The sequence below is a fragment of the uncultured Winogradskyella sp. genome (assembly GCF_947495255.1).
Classification (GTDB): domain Bacteria; phylum Bacteroidota; class Bacteroidia; order Flavobacteriales; family Flavobacteriaceae; genus Winogradskyella.
This window is the reverse complement of the sequence record NZ_CANLYI010000004.1, coordinates 245,057-257,449: the sequence shown is the minus strand read 5'-3', so window position 1 is coordinate 257,449 and position 12,393 is coordinate 245,057. Positions and strand designations below refer to the sequence as shown.

The following is a 12,393-nucleotide window of genomic DNA, read 5'->3' as shown; positions in this document are numbered from 1 at the left end:
TTTTAATGTATTACTTATTTGTTGTGAATTGCTTTCAGATTACTATTTTAGTATAGCATTTACAGGTCATGGCAAGAAGAGTTTACTGACAACATTGTTGTGAATTGCTTTCAGATTACTATTTTAGTATAGCATTTACAGGATACCCGTCATAAAAAGCTGGTATCCTGTTTTTTAAAACACTTATTAGCTTATAAAAAAGTAACCCAGTTTTTCTACTCAACTTAAGCTAGAAATCTTTTTTTTAATCCTAAAACAATTCTAATTGCTGACTTGGTGTTTCGGGATCAACTTCTTTTTGCCCATGAAATAACTCCATCATACCAAATTGCCTATCCGTAATTTCCATAATACATATTTTTCCTTTCTTGGGTAAATTACTTTTAGTTCGCTTAATATGTACTGCTGCATTTTCTCTACTGGCACAAAACCGCATATAAATACTAAACTGAAACATAACAAAGCCATCGTCTAGTAATTTTTTTCTAAATCGAGCTGCAACCTTTCGTTCTGTTGCTGTTTCCGTTGGTAGATCAAAAAATACTAATACCCACATACTTCTATATTGATTTAATCTAGAAAAGCGATTTTGAATCATGGCATGGCAGGTTGTGCGCAGTGGAGACCAATGTTAAATTTATCTTTTTCATCCGCTCGTCTGCGCTCGAGATGACACGTAACATATTAACTAAATTCCGGGTATAATATCCTTCTGCTAACTCCAGAAAAACATTCTTGTAAACTATGCGTTGTACGACTCATAGCCACCATTAACGGACTCTTTTTTCCATCAATAACAACATCTAATGCCGGGATTTTTAATAATTCTGTTTTTATATTTTTATTTAAGTCTTCTATATTACACCCTGTTTCCACCATATCATAGACCAAGGCATCTACATAGGGACGGTAAGGCTCCATTACATCATCTGCCAAACAAAATGCATTATACTTATTACTATGAAAAATCCCAACCGAAGGCAATAGTCCGCTACTCACTAAAGCACGGGCGGTAACCGCTCTTAGTATGGCATAGCCATAATTTAATAAATTATTGGGTGCAACTCCTTTCTGGTTTCTACTAAACCCATCTAACGCGTTAAACAAGGTTTGAAAATAGTAGGCGGCAGAAATCGCTTCTATATTTCCTGGATCACCACTTTTTATTTCCTTTATCCAACGCTTTAATTTTAAAGCCTTTTTACCTTGCTCTAATAAATGATTGGCTTGATTATCTACTTTAGCGACAACTGTTTGTTGCCACAATTGTTTTTTTAAAGGCACACTGGCTTTTAATTGATAACGCATGCGCTCTGTCTGTTCTGTATGCCCCACCATAGGTTGTAAAAATCCACATGGCATATGTTGTTTATCACAGGTAATGACAGCCGTTTTATTTTGTACCAATTTCATCAATAACCCTGTGGTAATGGTAATTTGAGGATGCTCTAGCACCACATAGCCCAAATCTTCAATTGCAACAACGGCTTCTTTTTTATTGTCTTCAGGAAAACGAACTACCAACTGCTCATGCTTAGTACTTAAATAGGCTGGATTACCAAAAAATAGTGTGCGTTTTATCATAAATTAAATTTTTGAAATATGCGCTAAACGGTCTACTTTAAGTTTCAAACAAATATCTTTTATCATAATTCCATTAATATCTTTTTCCATCTTGTTTAAAGCAGAATATTCAAATTTATTTTTAATGGTAGTTGATACATTTGATAAAAGAAAAAAGCATTGTGAATTAGAAGCACTCACCATTTTATATATTCTATTGACCTGCTCCTTATTTAAATTATCAAAATCGATTAAATTAGGGTTTTCTCTTTCTTCTTCGGTTGGTACATAAACCAAATCGTTTGGAGAAAGTGTAAATAAGAATTTCCCTTTTTCGGGGTTACTTTGTATAGGGGTTCTATCTTCTTTAGGTAAATGAGCAACTTGTTTTTGATGCGCTACCACTTCATTTAAAGGAATGGTTTCAAAATTTCTTTTCTTCTTTTTATCATCCCAATAGACTGCGAAAAATAAATTAGTTCCTTTTGCTGCTTCTACATATTTTGAGGATTTATTACCGCTCTCTCCTATTTGAAACTTACTACCAATCTCAAAAAATTTAACTTTATTAATTGGTTGGTGTTTTTTGCCATTATTAAGTTGAACTAAATTTTTATTTAAATCTTCTATACCTTCATCGCTAAAGGCTAAGGCAAATTGAGGTTTTCCTTTTTCATCTAAATAATTTTTTAAATGATTTAGTAAAATAACATCTCGAATTTGACTATCTGTTATCTTAGCTAGATGTTTTTCGTTTTTTATTTCGCTTAGCACTCCTCTAACAGAAGTTGCAACTTTCCCTTTAGGTGTTTTTATTTCGTAAATACCAGAAACAGTTTCTTTATGTAACGATTTTCTTATGGCCCAATTATCACCTTTTATTTGTTTTCTAAGTATTTTTTTAGGTTTTCCATCTTTTCCTAGATTTAAATTTCCTTTTTCATCTTTATAAGACCAGAACTTATTATTCGTTTTGTTAATTACCCTTGTATTCTGTTTAAAACTAATAACTGTTTCTTCAATAGCATTTTTTACTTCAACAGAAAAATTATTCCAAGGCATTTTAAAGATTTTAGTATAATGCCCATTATCATTTTTAACTAAGAGTTTATCTCTTAATCCATAATTTTTCTTTTCGGCATTTAATGCACTTAAATAATTAATATGCTCTTTAGACACACATGCTATTACCAAAGCATCTAATGCATGATGGCGATGGTCTATTCTTTTCTTATTAAATCCTTTGCTGATTTCATCTGGAACTTGAATACGATAAGCATTTATTTTCTTATCCCAAAAACCAAAATCTTCTGAGTTTGTTAATGTATTTAATCGTTTAAAACGTGGTGCTATTATTTCATTCCATTTATCATTTAATCCCCAATCGTTTTTTAATTTACCTGTAACACTACCTGTTACAGGTACTATATGTTTAGAAGTTGCTTCTTTTTCATTGTCTTCTCGTACTATATTACTTAATAAACCTTTAATTAATTTACTTATATATCTACTATCATTTAGTTGTCTATTTATAAAGCCTTCAGGAATATCTTCACTTAACAAGTTTCTTAGTTTTGTTCTGTTATTTTTAAAATAACGACTAATATGTGCTTCATATTCATCTATTTTTAGAAGTTTATGGCCGTTTATAATACTTCCGCCTTTTTCTTTTAAATATTCGTAAGCCGTTTTATTGTCTTTATCTTCATTTACTTCACTTTCACAAATAATTTTATTACTTAAAGAATTATCAAAATACCGAGACTGTGGTATAACATGTTCTATTTGATAATTGGTAGTAAAAAGTTTTGAAAGCTGAATTGGCTTACCTGTATAAGGAGAAATATAGCCTTGTTCTAACCAAAGCTTATATCGTGTAATTTCATTTTTAGACGGATTATTATTACGTCTAATTTTCTGAATTTCGTCCTCACTTACAGCATCGTATCTTGCATTAGGATTTTGATAAACACCTTCTTCATAAATCTTTAATAAATCTTGATGACTAGGAGAAAAGGATCTCACACCTCCATCAACTAAGGGATCTGTCATCAAATCTTTTAGGACTTCCTTAATACGATAATTTGTGTTTTCGTTCTCAGATACTTTTTGCGAAATCTGTTTACGTTTATCGGCAGGATTTTTCATTTCTCGACCAAGTTCTACGTGAATTTCATCAAAAAAATCTTCAGATCCATTTCCTTTATATTTCCAAATGTCATGTACAACTCTAAGCGTTTCTGTCACCACCTGTTCTACGATAGGATTACGTAAAGAGTGTTGTTTAAACGAGAGTAAATATTTTTCAATATCGAGAGGAGATTTCCATTGTTGTATATTTCCTATTTCAGAATGTCTACCGTAAACTAAATAACAAGCCTGGTAGGTATTTAATCCCATTAAGGGATTTCTTTCTTTAAAAGAAATAAAACTTTTTATAAGTTGTTTAGGTATATCATCGTCACTAACATCTATTAATGCTTCTGCTAATTCTTTAGACGTATAATTTTCACTAAGCTCTAATTGACTAACACGCTCCATGATAGCAATACTTCTATCTTTTATAGGATTTGAAATTTTATCTAGATTCCAATATTTACCCATTCGCATTAATGGTAATAATTTTTCAATTGCTTTTTTAGAAAAACTACCATAATCACTTTTAAAAGGTGGGAATTTGATAAAATGTTCTATAAAAGAAGTTTCATCTATATGTTGTTTATTAGCAAACTTTTTAAGAGCTTTTTCATACTCTTTAATATCTGTTACAGAATAAATAATATGCCATAATTGCTCTTCTATATTATCAGTTAAAAATTCATGAGCACTAGTTATCCCCTCAGTTTTACTTAATCTTGAAACGAATTGTGATTTTGTCTCACAGCAAGGATATTTTTTATCTTCAACATAATTCCATCGGTAATTTTCTTTCTCATCTTTACTTATAAACTTCTTTTTAATGAAATAGTCAATAATTTGTTTTTGTTCTACTGCTTGTTTTGTAGTAAGAAAATCATATAAATCTGTCCAGTCTACATCTGTTTTTAAAAGAGAATTTGTAATATCTTTTTCTTTAATTTCTTTTTTATAAATTCTTAGATTTTGAAGCCATTGCCATAATCGAAACTCTTGAAACAATGGGTGTGATTTTGAAATTGCTTTTACAGGTTCAACAACTTCTTCTAAAACACCTGTTTCATGATTCTTTTTCTTGAATTTTCTTACTTCAAACTGACATCCTGAAATATTTGATTTTTTACTTTTAAGAGGTCTTTGGTAAAAAATAATATCATCTGTAAACAAATATTCAAATCCTTTATCTTTTATATTGTTTTGATGTGCTTCATTTCTTGGATACAATTCCAAAATACAAGCTTTATATAACTCCTTATTAAATAATTCTGGCTGTAAACTTATTTGCTTTGAAAGAATTTTTTTAAACTCTGCTTTATAAAATTTTCTCTCTATTGTTTTTACTAATTTCCCTCTGATTTTTTGTGTTGGATTTAAAAGTAAACTCTCATAAATATATTCTCCAACCGTTTTCCCTGACCTTTCAACATCCTGTTCTGTTTTCGCTTTTATAGCCGCCCAATCTTGTTCTGAATTTACTATTTTATATGAATATTTAGTATCGCCATTTTTTAAAGTTGAAATGGTTACAATAAACTCCTTTGTTCTATCAATCCAATCTTCAGTTTTAGTAATTTGTTTATCGTATGGCCATCCATTTTCAAAAACCACATTATACAAAGGTTTTCCTTTAACTGACTCTCCCGAATTAATAACCTCTTTTACTTTTAACTGAACAAATTGCTTATTCTTATCGTCATCAATTTCTTCACCTCTTAATTGATAATACCCTCTTTTTTGATTAAAATTGAGTATCAACCAAGCCAGTTCCTCCTTAGTTATTTTATGACTTAAGGCTTTTTTACGAAGATAATAAAGTGTCCAATCATATGGGATTTTAGTGATTTCTCCATTTTTCTTAAGATAAAAAAGATGAGGTTGCTTTTCTTGAAACTCTTTAACCATTTCCTGAAATGAATTAAAAAATATAAACTCATATTTATCTAACTCATTTTTTCTATAATTTATTTTTTCTTCAGTTTGATCTTTAAATTGTCCTAACCGAATATTAAAATCAATGCTTTCAGAATAATGTTTTGGTAAAAAACCTAAGACATTTAATACACGATGAAGCCTTTCTCTTCGTAAATTATCCCTTTGATATAATCTTCTAACACCACGATAATTTGTTCTTTCTGCTGTTTGTGAGATTGATTGACCTGCATCAAATTTACCTAAAACATCCTGACTCATTGGGATTATCCTTACCCCAACACCCTCAATTTCACCTGTCTTATTTTTGAAATCATTTTGTATTAATGACCAACCAATAGAATTGGTTCCCAAATCTAAACCTAAAATTCGTTTCATATATAAATCTTTTAGATAAGAAAATTACAATAATCTTTTTACAAAACCTTACGGTTTTACTCATTGCAAAGTTTAAAATTTAACCCTATATTTACAGTATCTGAAAGCAATTCACAATAAGGATTATTCCGTTGTGAAAACATTTAAGTCGCCTCGTCTTTTATACGGGGCATTTTTTTTATTCTAAAAGGAGACTAAAATAATACCACCCTCTCTCTTTTTTTGTTACAAGCTTTTAAAAGTGTCTTTGTTTACATTTATTTACCACAGCCATCTCTATAAAAATAAAAAACCTGTTGCTGGCTGCTTATCCCCACATAAACACAAGCATATCAACCTCTTAAATAAAAACACTAAAGAAACTAGTTATCAACATTTACAACTTTATAGTTGTTCCTATAAAGTTAACTATTTGTTTTACCATAAAGTAACAACTAGCATGGCATTACGGCAATTAAGAAACATATCAACCTAAATTTTCAAACAACTCTTTTGCAAAAGTATAATGACGTTCTTTATGAGTACTTTCTTGAACAATTGGCTGGTTTGTTGTAGATAACGACATATGATATTTTGCTTATGTACTGTTTTTTGGCTCTATATCCATACTATGATAATTCTTAAATGGTGCATCGTATAACCTACTTGGCTCTATCTTATCATTACGAGGTTAAGATTTTTTTAATTGTATCTAAAAATTCTATTTGTACTGCATGTAGCTTATAATCATTGATGAATATTGCAAAAGCAGCATCTAATTTCTCGGGACTTAATCCGATTAATGATATAATGAATTGCACCAAACGAAACTGTTCTTTGTCCAGGTCCATAAAGGTGTCTTTTAGAAACTGAGCGTGCTTTCTATTTTTAGCAAAAATTATAGTCTTACCTAGTTCGTCACCACCACGTTTTTTGATACCGTTTTCTAGCACATATCGTAAGACTTATTTATAGCAAATGACTTCTTTTGTGGCAGGATTATCAAACTTTTTGTCTGCTACCAAAGACTTATATAAATCATCATTAGTTGTAATAATGTTCTCTATTTCGGAGCTCGCCTTGGCTTCTTGCAAATGAATGGTGTCTAAAAACAACGTAGGATTTGGCAAATTAGTTAGCATTCCATTTAGTTGTGCTAATGCCTACTAACCTCTATCGTTTTACGCAATACCTTAGTCGTTTCTAAGCTTGCCTGTGGAGGTAATAGAGGAAGGTTCTTAAATTTTGTCATTCTATACAAGGGTAATGATTACGTTTGTTTTATTAACAAAGGTAATTATAGCGAAAAATTACTCTCGTTTTTAACTTAAGCGTAAAGATTACTCGCGTTATGTAGAGTGGATTTAATTTGTGATACTTCTAAATCAAGCACGAAAAATAAAGCGGCTCATTTAAATCATTAGCCAATCCTATGAAGAAGACAACAAAAAGGTTTAACTCACCATGATCTATTGATCAACATTCTTTCGGAAGTTTAAGGTCTTTACATACCTCATTTAATAATTCACATGGGTCTTCATCAATAGCTAAAGCAATTAAGTAAAGCTCATCTGCTCGCAATTTAGTTGATTCATTTCCACTTAATTGACTCAATCGAGATTTGCTTATACCTGTTCTTCTAGCCACTTCAGCCTTATTTATAGATTTTTTAATTAAATATAATCCTAGATTAGTCATAACACATCTTTTGAATATTTAAATATAGAAAGTATATACTCTTGTATAAAATAATTACACTTTTGTTTTGAATTTGGATTTATTTTAAATACATTAGTAATGATTTTCAATACTAACGTGTAATTAATAGATACTATTTTATACTATAAAGTGATGAGAAATCGTCTTAGATAACTAAAAAAAGAGAGAGAATTATGTATGCTAAAATTCAAACTAAACAAAAACACATCATAGACAAACTAAAATCTCTTTTAGAAATTAGGTATGTATATAAATCAAAAGTCGAAGGAGGAAAATATCTCAAATCGTTATTAATTATAATACTGCAAGGAAATTGTTCTTCCTTAACCAAAGAATTATCAGCGATGGTTGCTAAAATATTTCAAGAGGAAACAGAATTCTTATACCGAATATTTTCTTTTGAATATGCCCATCACCAGTTAAAAGAAGAAAACTTATTCTTTGTTCATGGCTGCTCATGGGAAAAACAAATCTTCTATAATCCAAATTCAGAATTAGATAATTTTCATGAGTATTATGCAACAGGAAAAACGCTAAATCAGATACAGTCAATTTTCGAAAAAGAACATTATAAAATGGCTGCATTTATGGATGGTGCTAAGTTTTTTGTCGAAAAAAGTAATCTTCATCAAGCGGCTTTTATGCTCCACCAATATATAGAATTGTGGTTTCGCTACACTGCCCTTATTTTAATGGGTAAAGAACGAAAAAGTCATAGTCTCAAAGAGCTTCAAACATATCTAAAAACATTTTCAGCTGAACTTGGTAATCTTTTCAATACGGAAATAGAAGAAGAGAAACACCTTTTAAAATTATTGGATGATGCCTATATCACTACACGTTATGAAAACAATTACCATATTAACAATGAACAAATTCATAGAATAATAGAGAAAGCTACTAAAATTGAATTAATAGCCACGTTGTTATTTAAAAATAAGTTGGACGATTGTATAAAGCACGAATTAAATCCAAACGATGTTAGTATTCCGAAAAAAGAATCTTCTCAGCCAAATGATACAGAATTGTCTAAGTTTATTAATTCACTTTCTATAAATGACTTTTCAACCCTAAAACCCTATCCTCATAAAAAAGGGCTATATACTATCGATGTCCTAACTGAAGGTTATTTGGACACATCCTTCATGATTTCAAATCTATTAAAGGTATGTATCACAGCTATGGATACAGACCACTGCTCTACACGATCCATTCCCAATCCAGAGCATAATATCAAAGAAGTTTTAGGATATGTATTAGACATGATACCCCATAATGAAATGGAAGTTTTGGATGGCATTAAGGATATAGTTTTAAACCCGAAAAGGAACAGCTTATGAAAGAAAAAAAGAAATTAAAGGCAATAAAGAAGCACATTAAAAATTTCCCTGGAGTAAGTTTAGATCCACATGGCAATAGAACAAGAAAGACCATACGTTTTGAGGTCTCTGACCATGAGGACATAACCAGCAGTATTTCTGCACTTTTAGAATTGTGCTATTACGCACTAGATGGCAATGGGGTTTTCGTATCTCCTAAACATAGCAATAGGACGCCAACAACTAGCGTAACCAAGGTGCTAGAGATGGTTATTGATCTCTTGCCTCACGACCAAATGTTCTGTTTGGATAAGATCACTGAAATCCTTTCTGCACAGGAACTCAAAAAACCGAAACCTTAAATACGACGATATGAAACCAAAAAGAAAAGACCTTGAAAAGCTGATAAGATCAGCTAAATATAAATTAATAACATTAGAACCTTCTAATGTACAAACGGGTAAGTTTAAAGCCTCTTTTTTACAGTTCGACGGCTATCTCGATTTATTTATTACCATTGAATCGTTAATTAATGTCTGTATAATGGCCAGTCATGTCAATAACTCTAATGGAACTGAAGATGATGGATTGGATATTCGTAAGACCTTACAATTAGCCAATAAATTACTGCCCTTTGATGAAGGTGAGTTTTTAGATAATGTGAATATTTTATTGAAGCATAAAGACTCAATAAGATAACCTATATTAATGTGAATTACTACATAAACAGATATAAAACTAGTACTACATTGCCTATAACACTAACAACGAACATCACCACAGCCCAGTTCGGATAAATTTTAGCCTGCATAATCGTATTCTCAAAACGGTTTTCAAAGCTTTTTATAGATTTTAAGCAAGATGTCATTTGCTGCTTATGGATTTCAATAGTAGTTTTATAGTCTGCTAAATCCATTTTGATTTTGGTTGCTTTCAATTGATCCTTTATTTTTTCTAACTGCTCTACACCATTTCTAAAATCGTTAATCTCATTAACCATTAGTGTCATTTGTTCTTCTAGTTTTTTCATGATTCTATCTTTTTAATTTAATATGAAGTGCCTATTTGTATCGCCTTCTTAATTACTTTTTTCAATATGAATTTGGACAATTTTAAAGCGATGTTTGGCGTGAGATCAACCATTTTACCTGCTATTTGAACACCTGCCGTTGTACCCTTTAAGATTTGCGCACCTTCAATGCCTGCTATTTGCTTCCCTACATTACCTATAGACATGTTTCGGTGCACTTCACTGCCCTTTAGATTATGTCCTTGAAATTCAAACCGAAACCCTTGTAATTTGTTTTGATTGTTTATCGTTGGAATGACTTTAACCTTATTGGTCTCCATTGCCTTTATATAGTCATCAAAAGATTTCGGTTTAAACTGTCTCATGCTTAGATCATGTCTACGTTTGATTTCAGTTCGTATTTCTTTTAGATTGAATTCCTTTTCAAATTGCACTTGCTTTACCGTAGTTAAGCCCATATATTCAGCTACTTTTTCTGCTGCTAATTGACTTCGCTTTCCTATAAAACTATCATTATAAGCTACACCTTTAAAATCAATACGATTGACATACAAATGAATGTGCTTGTGATCTTTATCTTGATGAACAAAAGCTATAGCCTGTCGTTCTCGAAGCTTCATTTCGTTGATAAACTGTTTTGTGATGTTATGTAATTTCGCTTTATCCAATTTTTTCCCATCGTCTATGGTCGGGCTTATTACAAATGATAACGTGTTTTTTGAGCAATGGTAATTTTGGTCCTGGAGCATTTTAAATTCTTGAGTGATTTCAGCTGGTGAATCTCCATGAAGAAACTCTTTCAATACAATTTCTGCATCCTTTTCTTGATTCCAACCATAAGACATCGATGCTTTGGTATGTGATATACTTTTACCCTTTCCTATCATTGTTGAATTTTTTTAAGATGAGTCTTTATTTCATTCGCCAAATCATAGACCGCTTCTGTCAACTTGGGATTTCGTTTTCTGTACATATTTCCAATGGCCTTAAAATTGTTATGATACTTAATGAGCATTTTATAGATTGCAATATGCTCTTCCTTAAAACGTTCTTTGATTTCCTTTTCAAATACAGCACGTCGGATATACTCACTCAGGCTCAATCCTGCTGCTGCTGCTTTAATACTTAAAAGCTTCTTCTCATATACAGAACATCTAAATTTAACGAGGGCTTTTTTCGCCGTAAACACTCCTTTTTTTTCTTTGCGACCATCGGGAGCAAACAAGAATGTGTCCACAGACACACATCTTGAATTCCTACCCAAAACAATTTCCCTACCGGTTGCATCCATTTTTAAATCCAAATCCAAAGTATCAGAATGTTTTAGTAATTCAGTAGGAATCTTTAGATCCTGCTTCTGTTGATCAACTGAACTAATGATTTCTTCTTTTCTCATGGCACAAAAATTCGTTTAAGTCTTTAAGGTTTTTATAGAAGTCACTTTTGTCCTTAACATGACTGTATTTTGTCGTTAAATATTGAGCCGCATTTTGTCCAGCTGAATCACAATCTAAGTAGAGATGAACAGCTTGATAATTCAAAATTCTCGTCTCTATATTTTTTATAAATGAAATGGAATTTAAAATCAACACATCAGAATCTTTTAATAGTGTTTCATTTAAAACCGCCAAGGATAATAAATCGAACATCCCTTCCAACATGATTAATTGACATTTATTTCTTTGAAGATATGTATAGAATTTTGGGCTGCAACTATTTTTAAAAATCTTGTTACGCAATTCCCAACCATCCTTATTGTTCTTTAAACCAATGGCAAAAAACTTGGAGTTATTAAACATGTACCAAACTTCTTTACAATAGAATTTGGCAATTCTCAATGGAATACCTCTATTATTTAAATATTGGATCAAAGCAGGATGTGTTATCTTCTTTACGTTTGTGACTACAATACATGAAACTTCTTCATTTGAAATTTCGTCTAATAAGAGTGATTTAGTCGCTATATTTTCACTCAAGAATACCAAAGCTTCTTTAATTGAACACTTTAAAATTCTGCAAACCAAGTCTATTACGTTTCCACCTACACCCTCGCCGTGATCATACCATCGGTTCCTTATTTTAGAAACTTTAAAAGAGGCTTGGGTTTCTGACCTGAAAGGACTTAGAAACCAAGCTTCTTTTTCCGTTGTCTTTTTTGGAAAGTGCCCGAGTTTTGCCAGCGCTTTTTCGATGGAAAAAGCTCGGGCTCTTTCACAGTTTATTTTTCTTTTCATAAGCCAATATGTTTTAAAATATTTTATATGATAACAACACCCTCAAGACCTATTCTTATTAGGTCTAGGTATTATCGTTTTAATCACATTTCACTATTCGTGTATT

The 12,393-nt window shown here is 31.2% G+C and carries 13 protein-coding genes; 3 read left to right on the top strand and 10 right to left on the bottom strand.

What is annotated here, in order from left to right; translation table 11 throughout:
* Positions 1–250: 250 nt before the first annotated feature.
* The 6 genes from cas2 to Q0807_RS08005 all read right to left on the bottom strand — a co-directional run bounded on the left by cas2 (position 251) and on the right by Q0807_RS08005 (position 7,683).
* Positions 251–598, bottom strand: coding sequence for a CRISPR-associated endonuclease Cas2 (cas2, locus tag Q0807_RS08030; protein ID WP_115808383.1), 348 nt, complete (start codon positions 596–598; stop codon positions 251–253).
* 86 nt (positions 599–684) lie between these two features.
* The gene (gene cas1 / locus Q0807_RS08025) at positions 685–1,584 is read right to left on the bottom strand and encodes a type II CRISPR-associated endonuclease Cas1 (RefSeq protein WP_115808384.1); all 900 of its coding nucleotides are present in this window, start codon (positions 1,582–1,584) and stop codon (positions 685–687) included.
* 3 nt (positions 1,585–1,587) lie between these two features.
* Positions 1,588–6,006, bottom strand: a complete 4,419-nt coding sequence (gene cas9, locus Q0807_RS08020; protein WP_299108399.1) for a type II CRISPR RNA-guided endonuclease Cas9 — start codon at positions 6,004–6,006, stop codon at positions 1,588–1,590.
* Between the two features lie 662 nt (positions 6,007–6,668).
* Positions 6,669–6,938: a hypothetical protein gene (locus tag Q0807_RS08015; protein WP_299108397.1), complete on the bottom strand. Its 270-nt coding sequence runs from the start codon at positions 6,936–6,938 to the stop codon at positions 6,669–6,671.
* A gap of 12 nt (positions 6,939–6,950) precedes the next feature.
* Positions 6,951–7,127, bottom strand: coding sequence for a Fic/DOC family N-terminal domain-containing protein (locus Q0807_RS08010; RefSeq protein ID WP_299108395.1), 177 nt, complete (start codon positions 7,125–7,127; stop codon positions 6,951–6,953).
* A 334-nt stretch (positions 7,128–7,461) separates the two neighbouring features.
* Positions 7,462–7,683, bottom strand: coding sequence for a helix-turn-helix transcriptional regulator (locus tag Q0807_RS08005; protein ID WP_179353262.1), 222 nt, complete (start codon positions 7,681–7,683; stop codon positions 7,462–7,464).
* 194 nt (positions 7,684–7,877) lie between these two features.
* On the opposite strand from Q0807_RS08005, the gene Q0807_RS08000 reads away from it, so the two are divergent.
* The 3 genes from Q0807_RS08000 to Q0807_RS07990 are packed head-to-tail and all read left to right on the top strand — an operon-like array spanning position 7,878 to position 9,722.
* Positions 7,878–9,044 carry a HEPN domain-containing protein gene (locus Q0807_RS08000; protein ID WP_299108390.1) on the top strand — a complete coding sequence of 389 codons (1,167 nt, stop codon included), beginning with the start codon at positions 7,878–7,880 and terminating at the stop codon, positions 9,042–9,044.
* On the top strand, positions 9,041–9,385 hold the full coding sequence (locus tag Q0807_RS07995; protein WP_299108387.1) for a hypothetical protein: 345 nt from the start codon (positions 9,041–9,043) through the stop codon (positions 9,383–9,385). The genes Q0807_RS08000 and Q0807_RS07995 overlap by 4 nt, the downstream gene beginning before the upstream one ends.
* A 10-nt stretch (positions 9,386–9,395) precedes the next feature.
* A complete protein-coding gene (locus Q0807_RS07990; RefSeq protein WP_179353269.1) occupies positions 9,396–9,722 on the top strand; it encodes a hypothetical protein in 327 nt (108 codons plus the stop codon).
* Between the two features lie 19 nt (positions 9,723–9,741).
* On the opposite strand, the gene Q0807_RS07985 is transcribed toward Q0807_RS07990, so the two are convergent.
* From Q0807_RS07985 to Q0807_RS07970, 4 genes are read right to left on the bottom strand one after another with little or no spacing between them, the layout of a single operon-like run.
* Positions 9,742–10,053 carry a DUF6730 family protein gene (locus Q0807_RS07985; protein ID WP_115811682.1) on the bottom strand — a complete coding sequence of 104 codons (312 nt, stop codon included), beginning with the start codon at positions 10,051–10,053 and terminating at the stop codon, positions 9,742–9,744.
* A gap of 17 nt (positions 10,054–10,070) precedes the next feature.
* Positions 10,071–10,940, bottom strand: a complete 870-nt coding sequence (locus Q0807_RS07980; RefSeq protein WP_299108376.1) for a relaxase/mobilization nuclease domain-containing protein — start codon at positions 10,938–10,940, stop codon at positions 10,071–10,073.
* Positions 10,937–11,449: a mobilization protein MbpA gene (mbpA, locus tag Q0807_RS07975; RefSeq protein WP_299108374.1), complete on the bottom strand. Its 513-nt coding sequence runs from the start codon at positions 11,447–11,449 to the stop codon at positions 10,937–10,939. Before mbpA ends, Q0807_RS07980 begins: the two co-directional genes overlap by 4 nt.
* On the bottom strand, positions 11,427–12,287 hold the full coding sequence (locus tag Q0807_RS07970; RefSeq protein WP_299108372.1) for a toprim domain-containing protein: 861 nt from the start codon (positions 12,285–12,287) through the stop codon (positions 11,427–11,429). The genes mbpA and Q0807_RS07970 overlap by 23 nt, the downstream gene beginning before the upstream one ends.
* Positions 12,288–12,393 lie beyond the last annotated feature (106 nt).